Here is a 26,072-nt window from a genome sequence, read left to right on the forward strand (position 1 = left end):
TTGATCAATGAACATGAATATGGAGCGAGCTTTAAATGGAAATCGTGCGGCAGTAGAGTCGAAGAGCCTCACTAAGCAGCTGTTCGGGAGCCGAAGCTGGCCGATTTATCTGATGATTCTACCGGGACTGCTGTTTTTTCTCGTGTTCCGCTATATCCCGATGGGTGGTCTGGTCCTTGCATTTAAGGACTACGACCCCATTACGGGGTTTGCAGACAGCCCTTGGGTTGGCTTGGCTAATTTTCGTGAGCTGTTTACGGATGCCGATTTCTGGATCATCATGCGCAACACATTTGTGCTCAGTGCCATCAACTTATTTTTGTTTTTTCCGATTCCGATCGTCGTGGCTCTTCTTTTGAATGAAGTGAGGAAGCCCTGGATCAAGAAGATTGTGCAAACGACAATCTACATTCCGCATTTCGTTTCTTGGGTCGTCGTAGCCGGGATCACGGTCATCCTGTTCGCGACGCAGGACGGCGGGATCAACATGTTCCTGGCTGAGCATGGGTTTGAGCGTTTCGAATTGTTGACGGATCCTTCGTATTTCCGGGCCTTGTTCTTATCCCAGAACATCTGGAAAGAGATGGGGTGGAACAGCATCTTATTCCTTGCTGCGTTGGCTGCCGTTGATCCTGGCTTATATGAAGCGGCATATGTGGACGGAGCGGGGCGCTGGCGGCAAATGTGGCATATTACACTGCCAAGTCTTCGCAATATTGCGGTTGTCCTGTTTATTCTGCGAATCGGACACGTCATGGATGTGGGCTTCGAGCAAATTTTATTACTCCAAAATCCGTTAAATATCGGCGTTTCCGATGTATTCGACACATATGTGTACCGGAACGGGGTACAGCAAGGAGAGTTCAGCTATTCAACGGCTGTAGGCTTGTTCAAATCCGTCGTCGGACTCGTGCTGGTCATGACCTTTAACCGGTTGGCGAAAAAATTCGGAGAGGAGGGCGTCTACTAAATGAAAAAGTCTAACAGGCTCTTCGACAGCTTCATTTACCTCATTTTGGTCGTCATCTTTCTCTTCATCGCCTTTCCGTTTGCCTACATTTTGTTTAGTTCCTTTTCCACGAAGACGGAGTTTTTAACGCGCGGGTTCTTTCTCTTCCCGCACGATTGGACGATGAATTCCTACGGCTATCTGCTCTTGAACGCAAATTTTGTACGCTCGTACGGGAATACCTTTATCATCACGATCGGCGGCACGGCGATTTCCTTATTCTTTACGATCTTAATGGCGTACGGCTTGTCGAAGGTTTGGCTGCGAGGCCGAAAAACGATGAATATGCTGGTCCTGATCACGATGATTTTTAACGGCGGCCTGATTCCGACGTATCTGGTCGTTCGCCAGCTGCATCTGATTAACAGCTATTGGGCTCTTTTTCTGACAGGTGCCATTTTCCCTTTTCTCTTAATTCTGATGCGAAGCTTCTTCTCCAATATTCCGGCGGAGCTGGAAGAAGCGGCGAGAATGGACGGCTGCGGGGAGTGGAGACTGCTCTATACGATTATTGTTCCGCTGTCGATGCCTTCGCTGGTCACGATCGGGCTGATGTATGGCGTAGCTCGCTGGAACGATTATTTTCAGGCGGTTCTGTATCTGAACGATGCCAATAAATGGCCGATTCAGACATTCTTGCGGCAGTTCCTGCTGGATTCGGACACGGGGATGCTGACAAGCGTCGGCGGATTCGAATACGGGCCTCCTGTCAAAATGGCCGCTGTTGTTGCGACGGCGCTGCCTCTGCTCATCTGCTATCCGTTTTTGCAGAAATATTTTAATAAAGGCATGATGGTCGGTTCGGTCAAAGGGTAAGATTCGAAGTTGATTTAAAAGTAGGAAAGGATGGGGACCATGCGCATATTGTTTCTCGATTTGGATTCCACAAGCCCGGACCATTTGGGCTGCTACGGGTATCACCGCAATACGTCACCGAATATCGATAAAATTGCCGAAGAAGGCGTACGGTTCACGAACTATTATACCTCGGATGCGCCTTGCGCACCCTCGCGGACAGCGCTCATGAGCGGTAAGTTCGGTATCGTGAACGGCTTGGTGGGACATGGCGGCACGGCCGGCGATATGAAGCTTGAGGGCAAATCGCGCGAGCTGATGGGCAAGCTGTCGCGGGGAGGTTCGCTTCCGACATATCTCGGGCTCACGGGGGATCTGAATACGGTGCTGATTAGCCCGTTCGCTCAAAGACACTCAACGTTTCATTTCTATGCAGGGTTCAATGAAATTCTGAATACAGGCCGGTACGGCAATGAATCCGCCGAGCATGTTACGCCGGTCGCGCTCGATTGGATTGAGCGAAATGCCGATCAGGATAATTGGTTTTTGTACATCAATTATTGGGATCCGCATACACCTTATCGTGCGCCGCTGGATTTCGGCAACCCGTTCGCCGAGGAGCCGCTGCCTGCTTGGCTGACAGAGGACGTGCTTGAGCGGCATAAGCAAATGGTCGGTTCGCACTGCGCGAATGAGCTGAATATCGATTATCAGAATAAAACGTATGACAACCAGCGGCCTGCCGCCTTCCCGCGCCACCCCGGCGAGATTCAGAATATGGATGATATGCGTGAAATGATCGATGGCTACGACTGCGGCATCCGCTATATGGATGAGCATTTGGGACGGCTGTTCGCCGCCTTGGAAAAGCAGGGTGTGATGGACGATGTCATCATTCTCATCTCCGCCGATCATGGCGAGAATATGGGGCAGCTGGGCATCTACGGCGAGCACGCCACTGCGGATCAAGGCACCTGCCGCATTCCGATGATTATTCGCTGGCCGGGCATGAAGATGGGCACCGTGGATGACGGGCTGCATTATCATCTCGATTTGCTGCCGACGTTCGCCGACATGCTGAATCAGCCTGTTTACCCGGATTGGCAAGGCAGAAGCTACGCACCTGCGTTACGAGACGGTACCGATTGCGGCCGCGATTATCTTGTCGTATCGCAATGCGCACACGTCGTGCAGCGCAGCGTTCGGTTCGGCGATTGGATCTACATTCGATCGTACCATGACGGCTTCCATCTTTTCGATGAGGAGATGCTGTACAATCTGGCCGAAGATCCGAAGGAGCAGCATAATGTGGCTGCCGACAATCGCAGCGTCTGTATGGAAGCGGTTTACTACCTCAATCAATGGCACGATGACATGATGCGACAGAACACCGATGCAGTCGATCCGCTATGGACGGTCATGCAGGAGGGCGGGCCTTTCCACGCCAGAGGCTATCTCAAGGGCTACATCAAGCGATTGGAAGAGACGGGCAGAGGGCATCTCGTACCGGAATTGGTTCGCCGTCATCCCGAAGAGTTCCCGCAGGAGCGGAACCCGTTTCTGAACCAACTTCAAGCGAAGATCGGTGCCCGCATGGCAGGCAGATAAGGAGGACGAGCACGTGACATCTTCCACAGAGAGACCGAATATTTTATGGATATCGCTGGAGGACACCAGCCCAAGGTTCGGATGCTATGGCGATCCGCTTGCGCGGACACCGCACATCGATAAACTGGCGGCTGAGGGGACGGTATATCGCAACGCTTTTGCAACGGCGGGGGTCTGCTCCCCCAGCCGTTCTTCCATCATTACCGGGATGTATCCGACTGCGATCGGCACGCATCATATGCGGACGGAGCACACGAATCCCTATACGCCGGAGCTGCCGACACCTTATTTTCCTGTTCCGCCTGCCTATGTCAAAACGTTTACCGAATACTTGCGGGCAGAGGGCTACTTCTGTACCAACAATTTTAAAACAGATTACCAGTTCGCCTCGCCGCTGACCGCATGGGACGAAGATGGTACTTCCGCACATTGGCGGCACCGCGAGCCGGGGCAACCTTTCTTCGCCGTGTTCAATCACATATATACGCATGAAAGTTCGATGTGGGGCAATCTCATGCGTAAATCTTACGGATCATCGAGCGATGTGTCGCCAGTGACAGATCCCGATCAGGTTACTGTTCCCCCTTATTTGCCGGACACGCCGAAATCGCGGGCGGCGCTTGCGAAGTATTATGATTTGATCGAAGAAGCGGATAGAGCCGTCGGCGCCCTGCTGCAGCAGTTGGAGGAGGACGGACTCGCCGAGAATACGGTCGTCATCTTGTGGAGCGACCACGGTGAAGGGCTGCCGAGAGCGAAGCGCTGGCCGTATGATGCGGGTATTCGCGTGCCGCTCATTGTCAAGTGGCCTGGTGTCGTTCAAGCGGGAGCGGTCAGCGAGCAAATGGTTAGTCTCATCGACCTCGGACCTACGGTTTTATCGATCGCAGGCGCGGCAATCCCTTATCATTTGCAAGGGCAGCCTTTCCTTGGGAATCGGGAGGAGCCGAGAATGTATGTCTACGCCACCCGAGACAGGTACGATGAATCCTACGATATGGTGCGAGCTGTGCGGGATCGGCGGTTTAAGTACATCCGGAATTACGATCCGCAGCAGCCTTATCTGCAATGGATCAAGTTCAGTCATCATCATCCGATGTTTCAGGAGCTGTGGCGGCTGGAGCTTGCCGGACAGCTGGAAGGGGATGCCCGCATCTTGATGCAGACCCAGCGCCCTGCCGAGGAGTTGTATGACTGTGAGAGCGATCCCTACGAGATTCATAACCTCGCTGCGGATCCCGCTTATCAAGCGGATTTGGGACGGCTGCGGACGGCGATGGACGATTGGCGGATGCAGTATGATGTCTGGGGAGACGTGCCGGAGGAACAGATGGTGAGAAGCATGTGGCCCGGCGGCATTCAGCCGCAGACAGCCGCTCCTATTTTTATCGCCATCAATTCACAGAATGCGGGCATTGAGCCGGCCGCACAGGAAACATTTGACGAGCCGACGGCGATTTGGCTTCACTCCGCTACGCAGGGAGCTTCGATAGCTTATACGACGGACGAAGGGGAAGCGCCGCGATGGAAGCTGTACACAGGCCCGATTCGGCTGGTCAGCAGCGGTCGGACGACGATTCGTGCGAAAGCAGTCCGCCTCGGATATAAAGACAGTGAGGAGGCAGTCTCCTCTTTTGTCATTGTGGGAAGGAGTCAGAATCTATGAGAAATGTCATCATGATTTCAACCGATCAGCAGCAGGTCAATGCGATGGGCTGTGTGGACAGCAGCTACTATACGCCCAATCTCGATAAGCTGGTCGACCAATCCGTGCGGTTTACCGGGGCCATCAGTACGTCCGCCCAGTGTTCGCCATCGCGCGCGACGTGGATGACCGGCAAATATCCGCACCAGGTAGGGGTTTATCAGATCGGACATGTGCTTGATCCGGCCGAGTGGGGGATCGCCAAAGCCTTTAACGGGGCCGGGTATGACACGGTGTATTTGGGCAAGTGGCATCTAGGCTTGTCGCCGGCCGATCACGCATTTCAAGTCACGGACTATCGTACGGACGGCCTGGATTTGGCAGGAGCGAATGAAGATCCACGCTTTCATAGTCACCGGGATGCCGTTACAACCGCGCAAGCCTTGAATTATTTGGAGGATTACGACGGCGAGAAGCCCTTTTTCATGAAGCTGAACTGGTATATGCCGCATCCGAATGCTCCGGTCGATCAGCCGTTTGAGCTGCTGGAGCGGTATGCCGAGCAATTTCCGTTATCCGACATGCCGATTCCGCGCAGTTACTATGAGGATGATCTGTCGACGAAGCCGCCGTTCCAGAGAGAGCGGGCTTCGGAGGGCGAATCCGAGCTGACGGTGGCGCTAGTACGTCGGGATGCCCAGCGGTATCGGGCGATGCTGGTTTTGATGGATTTGTACTTGGGACGCATCATGGAGAAGCTAACGGAGAAAGGAATGCTGGATAACACCGCCATTCTCTTTACAAGCGATCACGGGGATATGCAAGGAGCCCACCGCCTGCGTCTGAAGGGCGTGATTCCTTACAAAGAGCTGTACAACGTCCCACTCCTTCTTTATGTGCCGGGCGAAACACCGAAACGCCGAGTCATTCGGGATCTTGTATCGACTGCGGCTGTAACCGGAACGCTGCTCGATGCGGCGGGAATCCCCGTGCCGAAGGAATGCGAAGGCGGGTCGCTGCTGCCCCTTCTGAACCGGGATGAGGCGCCGGCGGAAGAGCAAATCTTCTTTGAGCATTACAAAGCGTACTGGGGACGCCACCCGATGATCGGCGTACAGACGAAGCAGTGGAAGTATGTCTACTACTTAGAGGATGACTTGGAAGAGATGTACGATCTGCGCAGCGATCCGGACGAAATCGTCAATGTTGCAGGGCATGGCGAGCACGATGAGATTCGCAAGAACTTGCGGCAAACCGTAGAAGCTTGGTGGACAGCGACGGGAGCTTTGACCAGACCGGCGATTGATGATCCGCATAGCAACTGGGGGAAGTAGTAGCGTTATATCAGAGAAGGGAGGAGATACTCAATCCTCTGGCGTGCGGTCAAGATAAAGGCGTGTGACTGAAGTAAAGTCCCCCTTTTGTACTTCTTCGTCTGTTGCTTTTTCTTCGAGCTCATCATGAGTATTCATGCCAGGCGCGATTTTGTTATCGTCAAATTGGTTGTTATCCATCACGTTCACCTCCAAGGATAGTATAATGGCCTATAACCGACCAGGTTCTTTATTCACTTCAAAGTTAGTTGTGTCACTATAGCTTTCACCCATAGCCTGATAATTTGATGGGACTCCTTCGTCAGTATGTTCGACTTGATTAATTTCAGTTTGTTCAGACGGGTTGGATGTCATTGCCCAGCTTGGTTTTTCATATAATTTCTTTTGATCCATCGTAGTAGTCCCTCCTGTAATGTATGGGTCTTGGTGACGAGGATATTATGCCGCTGGTTAATCGTGCTTATTCAAAACAACTCAAGAAAGAATGAGCTATCGAAGGTAAAGCAAAGCAGGGATAAAAAAATCCTTGCTTTTTTTTATTTCTGGTGCTAATATACATGAATAAATTTACTTATTTTTTGTAAGTGAACTATCAAAGTTGAACCTTCGGGGCAGGGTGAAATTCCCTACCGGCGGTGAGGATACGTGTGTAGGTATCTCAAGCCCGCGACTCCCGGCCTGTTAGGCTGGGACTGACTTGGTGGAAATCCAGGGCCGACGGTTAGAGTCCGGATGGGAGAAGGTGAAGATCAGCTTGTCAAAAACTCGATGTTTTTGGCAGGTCTGTTTGTCAATGCCCCCGCAGATTATGAAGCGGGGGCATTGTTTCTTTCAGAAGGTTCAATTCAAAATATTCCTTAGGAGGTTTTTGAATTGGAAGATGTATTTAAGATTGGATCACAGCGTAGAAATGCGATTCTGACGCGCTCTGGCGGTATCAGTGGGGTGTGGTATGTCGCCCTTGGAGCAACCCTATGGGGACTCGACCCGCTATTTCGGATTTTATTGCTAAAAAGTTTTACTTCGGCACAAATCGTGTTCATTGAGCATTTGCTCCTTGCCTGCTATGCGCTGCCGGCTATGGTGAAGTACCGGAAAACCTTGAGCGGCAAGCTGTCGCTAGCCGTCATTGGCGCCTTACTCTTCATCTCGTGGGGCGGTTCGGCGATAGCCACCATTGCCTTCACAGCTGCTTTCTCATACGGCAATGCCAACGCGATCCTGCTCCTGCAGAAGCTGCAGCCTTTATTTGCGATCATTCTTGCTCGTGTGATGCTCAAAGAGACGCTGCCTTCCAAATTTTTTGCCTATATCGCGGTGGCGCTGATGGGTACGTATTTGCTGACATTCGGCTTTTCACTGCCAGAGCTTGGTTTCAAGGATCTAGGCACAATCAGCTGTTTATTCTCAATTGTTGCAGCTGGGTTATGGGGCGGATCGACCGTCATGGGCAAGTTTTTGCTTCAGAAAAAGCTGGATTTCCCCATCGTCACTTCGCTAAGGTTCCTTCTCGCCATACCTTTGCTGACGGTTGTACTTCTGACTAGCAACGATGAATGGCACGTAACCGGCACTAGCGGCGGTTTGATGCTTATCGCTGTGAACTTATTATTCCAGGCATTCTTCCCTGGTCTGCTCTCGATGCTCCTCTATTATAAAGGGTTGACTTCGACGAAGGCGTTCTTTGCAACGCTGGCAGAGTTGGCCTTTCCGGCGGTTGGTGTCTGCATGAACTGGCTTGTTTTCGGGCAAAAAGTAACCACAGGCCAGCTTACTGGCTTCATTCTGATTTGGCTTACCTTGTGGATGATGAACCGGAGTCAAAACAAGACGCAAGCCGCTTGGGTAAGTTAAGAGTCGCATTTATAGAGTTTTATACAGCTTGATTGTCAGTCTGGCGAAAATCCTGCAACGTTTAGGTCTGTGCCAGTCTGTCGATTCAAAAAAGCGAATCAATTTGGTTAAGGGGGAGCTCGCTGAATGCGAGCTCTTTTTCTCATCCACTCGCATTCCGGCTCTCTAAGAAACATCACAATTTCCCTCGAAAAGATCATCGACAACGCAAAAAACGCTGGCTACCATGATATCATAGAAGTGGATTGGCAGCAGGTTGCCTGACAAGGGGGAGCTTCCATGTATAAAGTGTTGGTCGTCGATGATGAGCCCACCGTGAGTGCGGGGATTAAAAGCTATTTAATGAAATCAGCGCTTGGCATTCGTCATGTGGAAACCGCGCTGAACGGATTTGAAGCGTTGGATTGCTTGCGCCTCGACAATTATGATCTTGTATTGACGGATATTCAGATGGGGATGATGAACGGTATTGAACTGATGGAAGCGATTCTGCTGGAACAGCCGTATCTCCCCGTCATTGTCATCTCTGCACACGAGAAGTTTGATTTTGCCAAGAAAGCGCTGAGGCTGGGGGCGAAAGATTATTTAATCAAGCCTGTAGAGCTGGATGAATTAACGCGCGTTGTCGGGAAAGCCCTCCAAGAAAAGAAGGAAATGGGACGGCTGACCCTTCAGCGACCTGGCACCGATACGAACCTCATCGATGATCATATTCGCAAGAAAAGACATGAAGCGCTGATCGAATTAGTAACGGAAACCGATCTGCAGGAGAAGGATTACGAAGATTTGCTTCGCGAAATCGGCAGTTCGCTGAAGGAGCAAGGGTATTGGTACGGCATCGCAGCCGTTCACTTGAATTTGAGCAGGGGCGGATTCAGTAATCAGGACATTACGCTGATGGATCGCAAGCTGCTGAAGTACGCTTCCGTCAACATCTTGGAAGAAAGCTTGGCCGATTGGTGCGGCGTTGCTTTCTATGGATTTGGGAATCAACTCGTCTGTGTCATTCAATTGGAAGCTTCAGAGCCTGCGGATACGAGGCTGAATAGGAATTCCCAGCTCAATCTGATCGGTCAGACGATCATTGTCAATCTCAAGCAATATCTGAATGTAGACGTGACGGTTGGCATGAGTACGCTAAGCCCGGATTTAACGATGCTGCCCAAGCTGATGGAGGAGGCGAGTGCCGCCATTGAATGGCGCAAGCTGCATCCGGACAATAACGTGCTCTATTATGAGGATATGTCGGCGCTGGGCAGTATGCGAGTGATGGAGTGGGCGGCCAAGGTAGAAGAACTCGCGCTTCACATAAAAACAGCAGATGAGGCAAGTTTAGCCAAAGAACTCCAAACTGCAATCAAAATCCTCTCTAACCTGACCCATCGGGAAGGTTTGTTTCATAGCTTTTTCGGATTGTTAGTGTACCGGTTGTACGGCTTGTTGTTTGATAGCGGACAAGAATCAAGCAACACCTTCCGTCAGTGGGATCCGGATGTGTACTTCAAAGGCATGGAAAGCGGCCGCAAAGTTACTCAGCTCCACGAATACGTGCAAGGACTCGCGGACAGCATTCGAGCTTCCATGAGCGAGCGAGATCTTTCCGTTGTCTCCCGGATCACGGCGTACATCTACAATCACTACGGCAATCATGAGCTTAAGATTCAAGACATTGCCGGAGAAGTGCATTTCAGTGCGGCTTATGTGAGTTATTTATTCAAAAGAGAAACCGACAAAAACATATGGGACTTCGTGTCCGAGGTTCGGATCGAAGAGGCGAAGCGGTTGCTGGGCGCAACCGATTTAAAGCGTTATGAAATTTCGTACCAAGTAGGGTACCAGTCCCCGGAGCATTTCAGCCGTATGTTCAAACGGTTCACCGGCATCTCGCCGGCCGATTATCGCAAAGAGGTCAGGGGGAATTAAGCTGAAGCTGCAATATAAGGTAATTGTGGCCTTCTGTTTGTTCATCATAGGGCCGTTTCTCATTGTCGGCTGGATTTCGTTCTCACGCACATCGGCTACGATTAAAGATGAAGTTGGAAAAACGATGCTTCAGTTGGTGAAGCAGAATCACGCCACGATGGAGAACACGTTATCTTCGGTTAGAGATAAAACGGTGACGTTTCTGGATAATCATTTTTTCAGCAATCCGAAACAATTTGCGTTCTGGACGCATATTGACAGCATTAGCGCACTGAGCGAGGCAGATACGATTCTGGATCGCTGGTCCACGGACGGCACCGAATATGCGATCTACATGGAGAATACGAGCAATCAGCCTTTTCCATTAAATGCGCTCTATAAAAAGCAAGGACTTATCTATCTGGATAGCAGCATGGGGTACCCGGGTTGGGTGCAGCAGACACAAGCGGAGAAAGGGGCCGGTATGCTGCGACTGGCAACGTCAAGCAACGGACAACCGACGATCACGTTTACACGAAGTATTTTGCATCCGGAAAAATATGATCAATCGATCGGCTTTCTTGCCGTCTCCAAGCTGGAAGTGCTCTTGAACAAAAATCTCGTTTCGGTGCAGCTGCCTGAGCACGCCGGCGTCTATTTATTCGATGACCTCGACGAATTGCTGATGAAGTCGGGTGCAGCCGACATGGCGCTATCAGAGCTGCCGGAGGATCTTCGCAACCAAGCTTCGGGTTATTATTTTGGCGAAACGAACAACCAGAAGGATTTATATGCGGTTTCTTATGAATTTAATTTTCATACGAGACTGATTTACAAGATTCCGCTCCAATCCATCATGGGGAAGCAAACAAGCTTTCAACAGCTCATCATGGTCATGCTGGCCATTTATTTACTGCTGGTTCTGCTTTTCGTCGTCTATTTGCTGCGCAATATTATTAAGCCGTTGGCGCGCTTAGTCATGTTTACACGCGTGTACGAGCTCGGGAAGCCGTTTGACTTCGGCCTGGAGTCGTCCCGTACCCGTTCCGACGAATTTGGCCTCTTGTATACCGCGTTTATCCGGATGACAGCCAGGCTTAATGAATCGATTGAAGAAAACTATGGGATGAAAATCAAACAAAAAGAGCAGGAATTGAATACGCTTCATTCGCAGATTACCCCACACCTGCTCTACAATACGCTGGATTCCATCTATTGGTATGCCCTGGAAAGCGGGAATCACGACGTGGGAGGCATGGTCAAAGATTTGTCGAAGCTGCTGCGCATCGGCCTTAGCCGAGGGAAGAGTGTCATTCCGGTAAGCGAAGAGCTGGAGCACGTGCACGCCTATATCCGGCTGCAAATGAAGCGGTATCCGGGCAATTTTGAAGTGTTCTGGGACATTGATGAAGTACTGGACGCTGTCAAAATGCCGAAAGTCATCATCCAGCCGCTGGTGGAAAATGCGATATTCCATGGCATTCAAAGTATGGACGGGGAAGGCCAGCTGTGGGTTCGAGTGAAATGCAAGGAAGCTGAGATGCATATCGTGGTCGAAGACAATGGATTTATCCCGGTGAATCTGGAAAAGCTGCGCATGATTGTCAGCGGCGAAATCGATGACAAAGGGTATGGGATCCGCAATGTTCACCAGCGCATTCAGCTGCACTACGGCGATCCCTACGGGCTTACCTACCTTCAGCGCGAAGGCGGAGGACTCATCGCGACGATTATCATTCCGCTTTAAGAAGAGAATATCACTTGATTTTGGCTAATTCTTTCCGATTGGGTGCGTGTGGCGGCTCTTCCAACCATTTTCGGTCGATCAATATATCCGTGCCGTCTTTCCCGTATTGTAATATTTCAGGAATGAGTTTTAAGTATTCACTTGCTAAATCAACTCTTGAAGAAACGGACAACGCATGGCCAACAAAAGACACGCCTTGACTATTAAGCATGGTAACCAAACTCATAATTAACTTATCTGAAAAAGGGGATACCGTAGAAGTGGATACTTCAGAATTCACCATGATGGATCCCATGAGGTCCTCATTGATCAGTGTATGATTTAGAAATTGAATTTGTTGAAGAGCTAAATCTTTCCCCTTTTTCAAGTAGTGCTGGATGGTTTCATCCTTCGTAACCTGAATAAAGCCTGTGAGCATAACGAGGCCAAAGTAGTTTCGTTCAATGTTAAAGAACATCTCGGATAGCTCAAGTACATTCAACGGGCGTTTCTGCTCAAACCATTTTGAAAGAAAAGTTTCCTTTTTTGAAACAAATTCAACGTGATCCGGGTAAGGGATCATAGGCGGACGGTCGTAAATTCCTTTTGTAAGCATCAAATCAATCGCTTCATTGTACAAGTCTTTCGTTGATGTCAAACATTGTGAGAAAAAGGATCGAATATCCTCGCGAGCAACATTGGATAAGAACAAACCGTAGGAGACCAGCCCCATTCGACTCATCCCATAAACATAACTCAATGGAAAAAGATCAAAAAACAATGGAGGGGCATTTAGATTAACATCCTCGTCCGAAAATCCTATCGGAATTTGACAGTTTTCCTTCTGAAGAATGTGTGTGATCTCTTTGAGATGTTGTTCGGATAAAGCCATTGACTTGGCAATGATCGGTTTGATATCCTCATTATTTGCATGATGCAAAAAATGCTTAGAAATACAAATTGACATACTGTCATTGATATAGTTCGTCCATAATCCGGCGATTTCCGTCGAGGAAAGACCTACTGTATGCAGCTCCGCACTCATACCATCGAGCTCCTTTAATTGTTTAAATGGAGTATCTGCAATCCAAATTTAATTATACGCAAACCTTTAACATACGGAATCCGTATGTTTTTTTGTTCTTTCAGACTGCGAGAATCCATCACACTCTTAGAGGGATACATCATCGAATTGAGAGAATCTGTCCTCTATACTGAATTCAACAGAGAAAGGAGTGGACGCAGTGAGAGAGACAGTTGCATCTCCTGGGCAAGTAAAGTCAGCGAGTGTACAGACAAAAAGATTTCGGTTTTTTAAAAACTTTTGGCAGTTCAGGCATTTGACGTTGATGATCGTGCCGGCGGCCGTTGTGCTGCTGCTCAATAACTATTTGCCGATGTTCGGGCTGTTCATTGCCTTCAAGAAAATCAATTATGTCGACGGCATTTGGGGGAGTCCATGGGTTGGCTTCGAGAACTTCACATTTCTATTCAACAATGGATCTTTGTGGAGAATTGTCAGAAATACCGTCGCCTACAGTATGACGTTCATGATCTTGAACTTGATTTTGTCGGTGGCCATTGCAATGGCATTGAATGAGATCCGCAGCCGAATCGCGGTCAAAAGCTATCAGAGCTTTTTGATTATGCCGCATTTTCTATCGATGGTTGTCATCAGTTATCTCGTCTATGCGTTCCTGCATCCGACACATGGCTTCATGAACGCCACCGTGCTGCCGTGGTTTGGCAAAGAACCGGTGTCCTGGTATATGGCGAAGGAATACTGGCCCTTTATTCTCACAATCGTCAACGCTTGGAAAGGCGTCGGCATCGGTGCCGTCATCTACATCGCCGCAATCGCAGGCATCGATCCCGAGTATTACGAAGCGGCAGTCATTGACGGAGCCTCGAAGTGGAAGCAGATCCTGCATATCACGCTGCCATCGATTATGCCCATTATCATCATTATGACGATTCTGAATATGGGGCATGTCTTCAATTCAGACTTTGGCCTGTTCTATCAAGTCCCGATGGATTCGGGCGTGTTGTATCCGGCTACGGATACGGTCGATACGTACGTCTATCGCGTTTTGATGCAGCTGAACGATATTGGGATGTCTTCGGCCGCGGCGATGGTACAGTCCGTTCTTGGGTTCATTATGGTGTTTCTGACGAATGGCGCGGTACGCAAAATCAACTCGGATCAAGCTTTATTCTAAACGATTGAATAGGAAGTGAATCTCATGCTCATCCGATTGCCTCACAGGGAAAATCGCATATCTCCGCTGACGGAGTCGATCCTTCATCTCATTTTCATTCTCTTCTCGTTAGCTTGCATCATGCCGGTCATTCTCGTCATTATCGTCTCCTTCACACACAATGACTCGCTGGTCAATGAAGGATACAGCTTTTTCCCTTCCAAGTGGTCTCTGATCGCGTATCAGACCGTGTTTAAAGATTTTACGACCATCGCAACTGCGTATAAAGTTTCGATTGGCATCACCGTCATCGGCACGTTATCAAGCGTTTTGCTCATGGCGCTGTACGCCTATCCCTTATCCCGCAAGGATTATCCATACCGGTCCTTGTTCACGTTCTTTCTTTTCTTCACCATGCTGTTCAATGGCGGGTTAGTCAGCAAGTACATGATTTACACGCAAACGCTGCATTTAAAAGATTCGTATATCGCCTTGATTTTGCCGTTATTAATAGTTCCGTTCAATGTCATTATTATGAGAACGTTTTTCCAGACGACGATCCATCCCGCTTTGATTGAGTCGGCCAGAATGGACGGCGCCAGCGAGCTGCGGATCTTCTTCCGGATCGTAATTCCCTTATCGCTGCCGGTACTGGCGACGATGGCGCTCTTCGCCACCATCCTGTATTGGAACGATTGGTTCAATGCCCTGCTTTTCATTAATAAGGAGCCTATGTATCCCGTTCAGTTCCTCATGATGCGCGTGCTGAAAGACGTTCAGTACATCCGCGAAAATATGATGCTGGCCGCCCAGAATCCGGAGCTGCTCAGGAATTTGCCTAACGAATCCTTGCAAATGGCTTTAGCCTTTATCGGCATGGGGCCGATCCTGATTGTGTATCCGTTCTTCCAAAAATATTTTGTCAAAGGCTTAACCGTTGGCGCCGTAAAAGGTTGATGTCAGTAATACCGGTTGCGTATGCGGCCGTCTGTTATAATATTCCTTACAGGAGGGTCCACAATGAAACGTAGAAAAACCGTAATGCTCGCCCCAATGGCACTCGCACTTGGTTTAACCGCTGTCTTGCCCGCTTGTTCCAGCAACAACGCCGCAAGCACGGCAAGTCCTGCCCAGACAGCTGCCGGCTCGGCAGCCCCAGCTAGTCCGAAAGCGACGCTGGAACCGTACGATGTTTCCCTGGTCTATCAAGCGAAGCCGATGAAGGACGATGCACTTGTCCAAGAGAAGCTGAATGAGTACCTCAAAGAGAAAATCAACACGACGGTCACCCTGCAGCCGATCGCTTCTGCCGATTACAAGAAGAAGACGGAGCTGATGATGAATACCGGCGAGAAAATGGACCTTGTCTTCACCGCATCCTGGCTGGATTACTCCGCCAATGTCACGAAGGGAGCGTTCCTGGAGCTCGATTCGCTCTTGGATAAGTTTGCGCCGGAGACTAAGAAATTGCTCCATCCGTTATACCTGGAGGCGCCTCGTTACAAAGGCAAATTGTATGCGATTCCAACAAACAAGGAAATTACGCAGGGCAAGGCTTTTACGTTCCGAAAGGACATCGCCGATAAGTATCAAATCCCTGTCGACAAAATTAATAAAGTCGAAGATTTAGAGCCTTATTTTGAAAAAATCAAAGCAGCAGAGCCGGATATGATCGACTATTATGTGGCTGGCGGCCCTGCAAGCTTCATGATGTATGAAACCAAATCCAATTACCGCCCGATCGGGCCCGTACCGGCCAAGCTGCCGATGTTCTTCCTGGACTACAAAGCTACGGATATGAAAGTACACACCGTGCTGGATCAGGATATCATCGATTTGAATAAACAGGATGCCGAATTGTTCCGGAAATATTATGAAAAAGGCTACATTAACGCAGATGCGGCAACGGTGACAACGAACGTAGCGGATATCCGCAAGCAAGGGAAGCTTTGGGTGCAATCCACAGTATGGAAGCCAGGTGCTGACATTGAATTGAAGCTTTCCGACAACTTTGATTGGGTTTCCCATGTTGTTGAAGAACCGATTGTCACCACGGATTTGGCGACAGGCTCGATGCTGTCCATTTCGAGAACGTCGAAAAATCCGGAAAGAGCGATGATGGTGCTGAATTACCTCCATACGGATCCGTACGTCATCAACCTGCTTGTTAACGGCATCGAAGGCAAGCACTACAAAAAAGTAGGGCCAAACCGCATCGAACCGATCAAGGATTCCGGTTATGACAGCCAAGTATTCTGGGTATTGGGGAATCAGTTTATCAACTACTTGAAACCGGGTCAACCTGACGATTTGTATGAGAGCTGGAAGAAATTCAACAATGATGCGAAGCGCTTTCCGTTAATCGGTTTTGTTTTCGATGATACGAAAGTCAAAAATGAAATTGCGCAATTAACGACGATCGTCAACGAATACAAAGTCATCTCGACAGGGGCTGTGCCGAACCCGTCCAAATTGCTGGATGAGCGTAATGCGAAGCTAAAGGCAGCAGGACTGGAAAAAGTGGCAACAGAGCTGCAAACGCAAATTGATGCCTGGTGGAAAGAGAACAAAAAATAGAGGTGATTCCTGTTGAAACCCCAGAACCTCATCTATACATTCGTCAGCTATGCGTCCCATTATGATACGCCCTGGGGGCATGGAACGGCTGTTGAAGGTGTAGAGCGGACAGCAAGATTAGCCCATGCGCATGGCATTCCCGTGACATGGATCGTGAACCGGGGCTCCATCCCCGTACTGGGGGAGCATATACGGCAGTGGCATGACGCCTATGGCGACGATATTATTCTGCAATGCCCCTTCTTCATGGAAGATGCCGCCATGTCCAAGGATGTCTTAAAAGCGAGTTTAGAGCGCGATTGGGCGCTTGTAAAAGAAGCATTTCCTTGGGCGTCTACCAAGATTGCGGGCAGAGGGAAGATATACAATGAAGTGATCGAAGTGTTGGAAGAGCTTGATTTTCAGGGGATGTGGGGCTATTGCTGGGAGCAGGTGTGGTGGGACGGCATAACCCATAAGGGCATCCCTTGGGGCTCCTGGTATGTGGATAGCCACCGTTACAAGGTGCCGCACACGGGCAAAGGCAAGGTTGTAGCCTGCGAATGGACGGCCCGGGATTTGCATTTGTCGTACCATACAGGCAGCCCGGTCATCTACTCGACAGATCCCAACGACGTGCTGCGCGCGGGCTTGTGTACAGGCGACGAAATTGCGTACTGGCAAATACTCTTTGACGAGTATTTGGACAATACGGCTCACAATGATCAGGTGTATTTCCTGCAGCAGCAAGAGGCGCATGAAATGGAGTTCAGCGATCGCTTTCAAGTGTTTCCGGCATCGCATGTCGAGGCTTGTGCAGGGATGCTTGACCGCTTCTTTGCTTACGTGGCGCAGAGCGGCGCAACGCTGACCACCGTGCCGCAAGCGCTGGCCGCTTATCACGCGAGCCATGCCATCACGGCGCCGTCCTACATGCTGACGCGAGATAAGCCGATTCGTCCCGCTGTGAACGACTACACGATGACGCTGGGCGGTGTGGCGGCCGGGCCTTGGCCGGATACGTTCTTTTACTACGACAGCCAGTGCCAGATGGCCTTTCTTAAAGGGGAGTGCAAGCCGCGGCTCCTTCGCAATTACATCGGTCAGTGGGATATGCAGGACGAGTTCGAGGAGAAAATCCCGCCGATCTTCATCACGCAGTATGAAAAATCGGGTGAGCGTATCGAAATTGTCTACGAGATTGGAAACTGGAAGCCGATGCCTTTCGGGCTTGTGTACTGGGACGATGAGCTTAGCGGCTACGACCTCGAAACGTGCTCCAGCGATGTGGAAACGAAGATGATACAAGATGAGTTGGTGTTCCTTCGGTTTCAATTGACGGGAGAGAAACGAACAATTCGCTTGGTGTTAAGGAAAAAGTAAACGACCAGGAGGGCCCTCGCTGAAACGCGGGGGCTTTTTCTTTTCGCTATGCCTAGATCTAACGGAATTGATCACAAGAAGTTGAGATTACATCATCGATTGTGAAAAAATGGCAGCTTATAATATTGGTGTAAGCGATTTCATCACACTTTGCATGGGAGGAATGATTAATGTCAAGCACCACGCGAACGAAAGGAAGAGCAAGGAAATTTTGGTGCACGTGTTTGGGCGTGTTACTCGTGTTAAACACTCTGCTGCTTGCACCAAGTCTAAGCTCGGCGGCCGTCACGCCGCTGCCAGGACCGGGTAACCCGCTGCTGTATGACGATTTTAGCGGAGGCGGTATCTACAAGCAGAATTGGATGAACTGGTACAACCAAGCAGGAGGAACCGGCACCTTCTCGAAGACGACTGTCGATTCGCGCCAGGTGGGCTTATTTACGCAAACCCCGGCGTCGAGCTCGTCATGGGCCAAATTTCAGCCGATGAACGAGACGGTGGATTTGACCGGATACCGTTATTTGAATGTCACGATGAAAAATCCAGGGTATCCCAATTCGCAGATTCGCGTTGCGATCGGGGACGGCACGACCACCTATAATTTGACGGGCGGTTGGGTGGCAGTGCCAACGACTTGGACAACAAGTCAATTTGATTTGGATGCGCTGACGCCAGCCTTGAACAAAAAGACAGCCAAGCTTGAAATATGGCTCCGCCAATCCGGCGGCACGTATGGCGAGACGCTGATCGATGACATTTTCGCCTCTACGGCCAGCAGCGGTACTGCGCCTACTTTGACCGGCAGCATGACGGCCAATTCCGCAGGCGGCTATAACCAGAACACCTCCTTTACGTTCAAAGCGACGTATGCCGATGCCGACAATCAGAAGCCGTTTGCGCTTCAACTCGTGATCGACGACACGGTTTATGACATGAGGGAAGATGATAACAACGATATAACCTATACGGATGGAAAAACGTATACCTACATCACGAAGCTGCCCGTGGGCACGCACACTTATTATTTCCGAACAACAGATTTGACATCAAACCAAGTATCGACAGCCGTGCAAAGCGGTCTTGTCGTGGCGAATACGACACAGGCGATCGATGTGAATGTCAGTCAAGCGGGCTATAACACAGGTGCATTTAAGAATGCAAAAGTTACGGCTCAGCTCCCGCTCACGGACTTGTCCTATGTCGTGAAAAACGGCGCATCCGTTGTTGCTTCCGGCAACATGACGTATGAGGGATTGTTCTGGAATAAGCACGTCTATTCCATCGACTTCTCTTCGATCACGGCGAGCGGAACGGACTACACCGTCGTGACGAACGGAATTTCGTCTTATCCATTCGCGATCCAGGCGAACATCTGGAGCAACTACAAGGATGAAATGACGGCGTTCTATCGTATCCTGCGGGCTAGCGTCGCAACGTCGGATGCTTATCCGGCCGGCTATAGCTCGGTCGCGCCATCAGCAGCGATTTTCCATGGGGCCGGTCATTTGGACGATGCCCAGTCCGCCGACAGCACAACACACTACGACTTGACGGGCAGTTGGTACGATGCCGGCGATTACGGCAAATACGCGGGCAATCAATGGGTCGGTACCGAAATTGCGCTCGCTTATATCCGGAATGCCGATGCCGTCAGCTCCAAATTCGATAATGACAACAACGGGATCCCGGATCTGGTTGATGAAGCCGTCTTCGGCAGCGAGTATTTGATCAAATTCGCCAATCAACTGGGCGGCGCCATGTATGATCTCAAGAATAATGCCAGCTTCGTTCACCCGGAAAAATCGACGGACAATATAAACGGCACGGCGGACGATCGCAAGCTTTCGGGCCTTGGCGTAGGTGGCTCGGCCAAGGCGGCAGGGACACTTGCAGCGACGGCAAGAGCGATCCATACGGCAATTGCCAAGGGCGATATTGCACCGGCCAAGGTGGCGACGCTCACGACCTTTGCGAACAACTGCGAAGCGGCTGCCGTTACTTTTTACAATTACGTGGTGGCGAATCCGGATGGACCGGTCGGTTCCTACGCGACGCGCGGGGGCATTCCGAATTCCAAGCTGCTTGCGGACGTTGAACTGTACTTATTGACGAACAACAATGCGTACAAGAATGCGGCAACCGCCAATATTAACACGCTGACATTTAATGATTTGGCTTCCACGAACTATTGGGATATGCGGCCGATGTCGCTGGCGGAATTTTATCCGGTGGCAGATTCGACTACCCAATCGCACATTCAACAATTGCTGAAGGAGCAAGTCGACTTCTTCTTAACCTCCACCGATGACACGCCTTACAGTGTGCTGAACCAATTCAAGAACTTCGGCGTCAATGAGCCGCATGTGTCTTATTTAGGCGATCTTATGCGCTATTACGAGTTGTTCCATGATCCTGCTGCGCTGCGTGCGGTGGAGAAGGGCATCTATTGGGTTTTCGGCGAAAATCCGTGGAATATCTCCTGGGTGTCCGGTATCGGCTCTGACTTTGTGACCTATCCGCATACCCGATTGGATGAAACGGCGAATACTTCGACGGGTACAGGCGTTGTATTTCCGGGAGCGATGGTGAGCGGGCCGAACATGAAGGATACCAAGGATAAACTGAGCGTAAGTCCGTGGTACGTAGACCGTTCGTTGTATTCGGATGATACGAATCAATGGCGCTATAACGAATTCAGCATCAGTATTCAGGCGGGGCTGCTGTACACGATCATGGGGTTAAGCGCGAATGCTTCCGCTAGCTCCGCAGGAGGGACGACACCTGCTGCGCTGCCGATCACGTCACCGACCATTGGCGACTATGTGCGAGGGAATGTTACGGTGTTTAGCGGATCGGCCGCAGGCCTTACGAACCTCGAGTACTCAACCACAGGCACGACGGGGACTTTTGTACCCATGTCCGTTTCGGGCGCCGTATATGCGGCAACCATCAATGAAACCGCGTCTCCTGCTTATGCCAATAAGCGCGTAGATATTCGCGGAACGGATGCGGCAGGCAGACAGAGCTACAGTTCCACGCATTATACCGTGGCGGCGCCTCTGCCCGATCCTTCCACTCCGCTGCTCTATGATGATTTTGGAGGCGGCGGCCTATGGGGCTCAGTCGGAGGCTCTGGTGAATGGGTGAACTGGTACACGCAAAACGGTGGAACGGCGTCGTTCGAACGGACAACGCTGGACGGTCTTACGGTGGGAACATTCAAGCAGACGCCAACGGCCACCAATTCCTATGCCAAATTCCAACCGTGGCACGACGTAGTGGATTTGTCCGGATATCGCTACTTGAATTTCAAGGTCAAAAACCCGAATTACGCCAATTTGCGGATGAAAATTGAGCTGAATGACGGTTCGCGCACGTATAACCTGACAGGCGGCTGGGTCGCCGTTCCGACGACCTGGACGACGTTATCCTATAACCTGGATGCGCTGACACCGGTCGTCAATAAAAAGAAAGCGACGCTTGCCATCTGGTTGAATCAAACAAGTGTTGGTTATGGCGAGATGTTCATGGATGAGATTCAGGCTTCAAATGTCGCCAGCGGAACCGCACCAACCCTGAGCGGCATCAGCGTGGATCACGCATCCGGCGATGTGGAGACCGCATTCACTTTCAATACGACGTACACCGATGCGGACAATGAGAAACCGTTCTCGATGGAGCTTATCTTGGATGGCGTCGTTCATCAGATGGAGGCAATTAATCCGGCAGACAACACGTACAGTGACGGCAAGGCGTATCAATTCACGACCAAATTGCCTGTAGGCGTTCATTCCTATTACTTCCACACGACAGATACGACCTCGAATGCGGTCAGCAGCGCCGTTCAATCTGGCCCTGTTGTCAGTCAGGAGCTGTTCTCCAGCGATTTCAACAATGGCACCGCCGCAGGCTGGACACCGACCAGCGGTACATGGTCCGTACAGTCAGGCCAGTATAGCGGGCAAGCGGGAAGCTCGAACAGCTATTCCATCGCCGGTGACGCCTCCTGGACGGACTACACTTTGGAAGCGAAAGTGAATGTTACCAACAACATCAACGGCAACAAAGATGCCGGGCTGCTCGTACGTTATACCGATGCGGACAATTACTACCTGCTGCTACTGAAAAATAATGATCGTTCCGGCAGAAAAATGGAGCTGATCAAATCCGTCGCCGGCGTCAAAACGTCGCTGGCCTTCACCAACCCGAGCATTGCGGCGGATACATTCTATACGTATAAGATTGTACTGGGTGGCAGCCATATCTCGGTCTACCAAGATGGCGTACTGCAATTTAGTGTCGTGGACACATCGCTTGCCAACGGAAAGATCGGGGCGCGCACCTATGCGAATACGAAAGCGTATTTTGATGATGTCGTGGTGACGCGATAACGGTGTTGACAGAAATTTAATCAAAATTTTGTTAAAACCTGGTGCTAATTTTAACTTCTCCGAGCTACAATAGTATGAAAACAGATTGTCTTAGGAGGGGTTACGTGGATTGGTCACGAGGGGAATTAAAAAGCAGAGCTAAGGATACGCTGCGCACATCCTACTGGAAAGGATTCCTGGTCAGCCTGCTTCTGGCTGTTGTCAGCGGCAGCCTGCCGAGCTGCAACTGGAGGTCGAATCATGGGGCGACGGGAGGCGGCTCGGGAGGTTCCTCCAGCTTCACTTGGAACATGGACGGATTTCCGGATGTGTTTAATGGCTTCGGCGCAGTCATTGTGGGCATCCTCCTGGTTGTTATCGTTATCGCGGTACTGGCGGGCATTGCGCTTGAGATCTTCGTGCTTTCACCGTTGAAAGCAGGCAGCTATCACTACTTCAAACGCGCCTCGCAGGAGGATGTCGACATGGGGTATGTGGGTTATGGGTTCAAAAAAGGGAATTATCTAGGAATTGTCGCCGGGATGTTTTGGCGGGGATGGCTCAATTTTTGGTGGTTTGTGCTCTTCATTATCCCTGGTATCGTCAAATCGTATTCGTACGCCATGGTGCCTTACATTTTGACCGATAACCCGGGAATTGGACGGAAGCGGGCGATTCAGCTCAGCCGTGAGATGATGCACGGGCAGAAATGGCGAACTTTTGTGCTGGATCTGTCGTTCATCGGCTGGTTCTTGCTGGGCGCAATTGCGCTGGGTGTCGGTGTGCTGTTTGTGCTTCCTTACTACAACTCGACGAGAGCGGAACTGTATCTCGCTTTGCGGCAAATGGCGCTGGATGAAGGCTTGAGTTCGCAGGAGGAGCTGTGCATCCTCTAAGCTGCAGGCACAATAGGAACAAGATGAATATGTCGGGTGACAAGAACATAGTAACATTGAAAGCCGCATAAATTGCGGCTTTTTTGTTTTGAATAAAAATGCGCAGGGGAGGCATGTCCGCAGGGCGGAGGTGGCCACCCTTCACTGTATAAAGCTCCTGCAAAAATCTGCCCTTAAAGTGGGTTTACCCGCCTTATCCGGATGCGCCAATCCGTTTATAATCAGGTTGTAAGCGAATACATTTGGGATATATAAGGGGGAACTTCCAATGATGAACTACCAATGATGGACTACCAATGATGAACCGTATGCTAATAACATCTCTGAGCCTGGTCCTGGCTCTAGATTGGAAGCAGGCTGAGGGCGGAAATGCGGAGTAACAGTGGGGCCATGTGCCATGATTGGAGCGGCTTGCGCTGAGAATGTGCATGAAGTGCAACAATGCTAGATCAATAGCAGCGACAGTGGGGAGATTGTGGATAAAATGTAACAATACAGCTCAGTAGTAGCGACCAACGCAGAAATCCTGCACAAGGTGCAACAAAAACCGGGGCTGTACTTTAAAAGGAAACTTTGCTGATGCAGAAAAGGTTAGTATAACTCTGCCGAAAGAGGTGTTTATTTATGCTAAAAAAGTTAAGCTTATTAAGTTTAATTGTTTGTATGCTCGTCTGTCTGTTAGTTGTCGTTCCTTTGACAGCAAGCGCGGCGGGTACAATTGTAAGCTATCCATTACCGTCGATTTATACCACGACCAGTCAATACACGGTAACAGCAGACTCTACAAATATACCGGTAATCGACACTTCGGAGGTATTTGTAAACTATAATTATTGTAATTTCTCTTTTTCAGGTACGACTACAATCACAATAACAGCAAGCGAGACAATCAATACCTATAATATTTCTCCCAAAGCTTTGGGAATCACTGCAACAAAGAGCGGAAATACACTTACATTTACACTTTCATCACCAACATATCTTATCGTTAAAATCAATAACCTGAAGGATCTGGTTATTGCGGCAGATGCTCTCGAAACCAATGTTCCGGCTTCATCCGGTACAGGCATATACAATGTTAAAACGCAATACGGTGCCGACAGTACCGGTGCCTCTATGGCTACAACTGCAATACAAAACGCCATAAATGCGGCTAACGCAGCAGGGGGCGGTATAGTATACGTTCCGGCCGGAGTTTATAAGTGCGGAAACCTTGTTTTAAAAAGCAATGTTTCGGTTTATCTGGCGGGTGGTTCTGTTATAAGGGGTTCAGGAAATCCGAGCGATTACACTACCCATTTTCATAAGAATTCTCTGGGTAAGGATGGAACATGGTTTATTTATACCGAAACAAATGCAAACAATATTAAAATATACGGCAGGGGGACTATTGACGGCAATGGCCATTATATGAGAAATACAAACAATTATTTGAACAATATTCTTGTGCCCTTGCAGACCAGCAACTTCACAGTTGACGGCATAATAATAAGAGACAGCGGGGGCTGGGCTACGATCGTTACCAGATCTAATAACGTAACCTTCCAGAATACAAAGCACTTCAACAACAATGAACTTGATTATGAAAATGATGCAATAGATATTCAAGAGAGCCAGAATGTACTCATAAAGCATACTGTAGCAGTATCGGAGGATGACACCTACTCATTTAAGACCTGGGATGTAGCAACTACCGATATTGCTGCTAACTGGCCCGGAACTCCTGAGAATCAGTCAAATGTAGTTGTGGATGATGCTTTGGCCTGGAGCAGATGCGGAGCATTCAAGGTTGGAGATGGAGTGAAACAGCTTCAGGATGGCATCGTTGTTAAAAACTCTTTTATATTCAGGTGCTGGCGCGCTTTAGCGGTAGGTCATCTGTATGGGACTCCAGCGGCACAAAACATTGTTTTTGACAATATCGATGTCGAAGGCTTCTGGCCAAGGTCCGGCGTACACTCCAGATGGTTTGATCTTTCTGCAAAAACCGGTCCGATCAAAAATGTGGTCTTTAATAATATCAATTTACGCGCTTTAGGTGAAGTTTCAATAATGAAGGGTTGGAGTGATACATCTACTGTCTCCGGAGTTACATTAAACAATGTACGCGTCGGTGGAGTTGCGGCAACGAATTTGACAGATTTGAAAATAACAGATACGAACAGCTATGCGGCAGAACCAAAATTCAACACATTGAAATTTGAAGCGGAAGGCTATAACCTTAGCTCAGGTGTTCTTTCCTATGAATCCAGCACAGATGGCGGGCTGGATGTGGGTGGAGGAAGCAATGGCGACTATATAGCATTTAAAAATGTAGACTTTGGCAGTACAGCTAAAACAAGTATTGATCTGAAGGTTGCATCGGCTAATTCCGGCGGAAGGATCGAATTCCACTTGGATAGCCCTACAGGCACTATGCTGGGTTATTGGACGGCAGAAAGCACAGGCGGATGGCAGGCATGGTCAGTCAAGAATATCTCGCTTAATGCCGGGACAGCTGTAGGAACCCATACGGTATACGTTACTTTTGTTAAGTCAGATTCAAGCACAGTTGCAAATTTAACTTGGTTCCAGTTCAAATAGAATGGAAACGGTTTGAAAGGTGTTATCAAGTTCTTGTCATCCGACAATACCACGGTGCGCTCTGCGGAGGCTCGTGGTATTTTTTTTAGGGTTATTCGTAAAATTTCAAATTATGGCCCATAGTCTGTTAAGTGCAGCACGGATTATATAACAAAAAGAGTCGGAATCTTGAATGTTCACCTAAGGCCTTCATCCGCTATGCTGAATAGGATC

General features: G+C 49.6%; 18 protein-coding genes and 1 riboswitch. Of the genes, 15 read left to right on the forward strand and 3 right to left on the reverse strand.

Going from position 1 to position 26,072, the window contains the following annotated elements; genetic code table 11:
• Positions 1 to 13: 13 nt before the first annotated feature.
• Genes EJQ19_RS01410 through EJQ19_RS01430 form a run of 5 tightly spaced genes read left to right on the forward strand, consistent with a single transcriptional unit; the run spans position 14 to position 6,391 of the window.
• Positions 14 to 970, forward strand: coding sequence for an ABC transporter permease (locus EJQ19_RS01410; protein ID WP_126139512.1), 957 nt, complete (start codon positions 14 to 16; stop codon positions 968 to 970).
• On the forward strand, positions 971 to 1,825 hold the full coding sequence (locus EJQ19_RS01415) for a carbohydrate ABC transporter permease (protein WP_126139428.1): 855 nt from the start codon (positions 971 to 973) through the stop codon (positions 1,823 to 1,825). It abuts the gene before it with no gap.
• A 39-nt stretch (positions 1,826 to 1,864) separates the two neighbouring features.
• A complete protein-coding gene (locus tag EJQ19_RS01420) occupies positions 1,865 to 3,412 on the forward strand; it encodes a sulfatase family protein (RefSeq protein ID WP_126139429.1) in 1,548 nt (515 codons plus the stop codon).
• A gap of 13 nt (positions 3,413 to 3,425) precedes the next feature.
• Positions 3,426 to 5,078 (forward strand): sulfatase family protein, encoded by a 1,653-nt coding sequence (locus EJQ19_RS01425; protein WP_126139430.1) that lies wholly within the window; start codon positions 3,426 to 3,428, stop codon positions 5,076 to 5,078.
• Entirely contained in the window at positions 5,075 to 6,391 is a 1,317-nt protein-coding gene (locus EJQ19_RS01430; RefSeq protein ID WP_126139431.1) for a sulfatase family protein, read from the forward strand. Before EJQ19_RS01425 ends, EJQ19_RS01430 begins: the two co-directional genes overlap by 4 nt.
• Positions 6,392 to 6,421: 30 nt before the next feature.
• On the opposite strand, the gene EJQ19_RS31665 is transcribed toward EJQ19_RS01430, so the two are convergent.
• Together EJQ19_RS31665 and EJQ19_RS01435 are read right to left on the reverse strand one after the other, a co-directional pair.
• The gene (locus tag EJQ19_RS31665) at positions 6,422 to 6,571 is read right to left on the reverse strand and encodes a hypothetical protein (RefSeq protein WP_164716260.1); all 150 of its coding nucleotides are present in this window, start codon (positions 6,569 to 6,571) and stop codon (positions 6,422 to 6,424) included.
• 30 nt (positions 6,572 to 6,601) lie between these two features.
• Entirely contained in the window at positions 6,602 to 6,784 is a 183-nt protein-coding gene (locus tag EJQ19_RS01435) for a hypothetical protein (protein ID WP_126139432.1), read from the reverse strand.
• A 205-nt stretch (positions 6,785 to 6,989) separates the two neighbouring features.
• A riboswitch (FMN riboswitch) is annotated at positions 6,990 to 7,139 on the forward strand.
• A 143-nt stretch (positions 7,140 to 7,282) separates the two neighbouring features.
• Here EJQ19_RS01435 and EJQ19_RS01440 point away from each other — a divergent pair.
• The 3 genes from EJQ19_RS01440 to EJQ19_RS01450 all read left to right on the forward strand — a co-directional run bounded on the left by EJQ19_RS01440 (position 7,283) and on the right by EJQ19_RS01450 (position 11,894).
• Entirely contained in the window at positions 7,283 to 8,245 is a 963-nt protein-coding gene (locus EJQ19_RS01440; protein WP_241242679.1) for a DMT family transporter, read from the forward strand.
• Positions 8,246 to 8,524: 279 nt separating this feature from the next.
• Positions 8,525 to 10,168: a response regulator transcription factor gene (locus EJQ19_RS01445; protein ID WP_126139434.1), complete on the forward strand. Its 1,644-nt coding sequence runs from the start codon at positions 8,525 to 8,527 to the stop codon at positions 10,166 to 10,168.
• A gap of 37 nt (positions 10,169 to 10,205) precedes the next feature.
• Positions 10,206 to 11,894, forward strand: a complete 1,689-nt coding sequence (locus EJQ19_RS01450; protein ID WP_126139435.1) for a sensor histidine kinase — start codon at positions 10,206 to 10,208, stop codon at positions 11,892 to 11,894.
• Positions 11,895 to 11,904: 10 nt separating this feature from the next.
• On the opposite strand, the gene EJQ19_RS01455 is transcribed toward EJQ19_RS01450, so the two are convergent.
• Complete coding sequence (locus tag EJQ19_RS01455) at positions 11,905 to 12,918, reverse strand: DUF3231 family protein (protein WP_126139436.1); 1,014 nt, start codon at positions 12,916 to 12,918, stop codon at positions 11,905 to 11,907.
• A gap of 199 nt (positions 12,919 to 13,117) precedes the next feature.
• On the opposite strand from EJQ19_RS01455, the gene EJQ19_RS01460 reads away from it, so the two are divergent.
• The 7 genes from EJQ19_RS01460 to EJQ19_RS01490 all read left to right on the forward strand — a co-directional run bounded on the left by EJQ19_RS01460 (position 13,118) and on the right by EJQ19_RS01490 (position 25,859).
• Positions 13,118 to 14,092 carry an ABC transporter permease gene (locus tag EJQ19_RS01460; protein ID WP_241242676.1) on the forward strand — a complete coding sequence of 325 codons (975 nt, stop codon included), beginning with the start codon at positions 13,118 to 13,120 and terminating at the stop codon, positions 14,090 to 14,092.
• A gap of 24 nt (positions 14,093 to 14,116) precedes the next feature.
• Positions 14,117 to 15,028 carry a carbohydrate ABC transporter permease gene (locus EJQ19_RS01465; protein ID WP_126139437.1) on the forward strand — a complete coding sequence of 304 codons (912 nt, stop codon included), beginning with the start codon at positions 14,117 to 14,119 and terminating at the stop codon, positions 15,026 to 15,028.
• 63 nt (positions 15,029 to 15,091) lie between these two features.
• The gene (locus EJQ19_RS01470; protein WP_164716261.1) at positions 15,092 to 16,648 is read left to right on the forward strand and encodes an ABC transporter substrate-binding protein; all 1,557 of its coding nucleotides are present in this window, start codon (positions 15,092 to 15,094) and stop codon (positions 16,646 to 16,648) included.
• Positions 16,649 to 16,660: 12 nt separating this feature from the next.
• Positions 16,661 to 18,010 (forward strand): hypothetical protein, encoded by a 1,350-nt coding sequence (locus EJQ19_RS01475; RefSeq protein WP_126139439.1) that lies wholly within the window; start codon positions 16,661 to 16,663, stop codon positions 18,008 to 18,010.
• A gap of 239 nt (positions 18,011 to 18,249) precedes the next feature.
• Complete coding sequence (locus EJQ19_RS01480) at positions 18,250 to 22,401, forward strand: glycoside hydrolase family 9 protein (protein ID WP_164716262.1); 4,152 nt, start codon at positions 18,250 to 18,252, stop codon at positions 22,399 to 22,401.
• 104 nt (positions 22,402 to 22,505) lie between these two features.
• Positions 22,506 to 23,276, forward strand: coding sequence for a DUF975 family protein (locus EJQ19_RS01485; RefSeq protein WP_164716263.1), 771 nt, complete (start codon positions 22,506 to 22,508; stop codon positions 23,274 to 23,276).
• A 624-nt stretch (positions 23,277 to 23,900) separates the two neighbouring features.
• The gene (locus tag EJQ19_RS01490) at positions 23,901 to 25,859 is read left to right on the forward strand and encodes a carbohydrate-binding protein (protein ID WP_164716264.1); all 1,959 of its coding nucleotides are present in this window, start codon (positions 23,901 to 23,903) and stop codon (positions 25,857 to 25,859) included.
• The last annotated feature ends 213 nt before the right edge of the window (positions 25,860 to 26,072 follow it).

The sequence above is a fragment of the Paenibacillus whitsoniae genome (assembly GCF_003955665.1).
GTDB lineage: Bacteria > Bacillota > Bacilli > Paenibacillales > NBRC-103111 > Paenibacillus_E > Paenibacillus_E whitsoniae.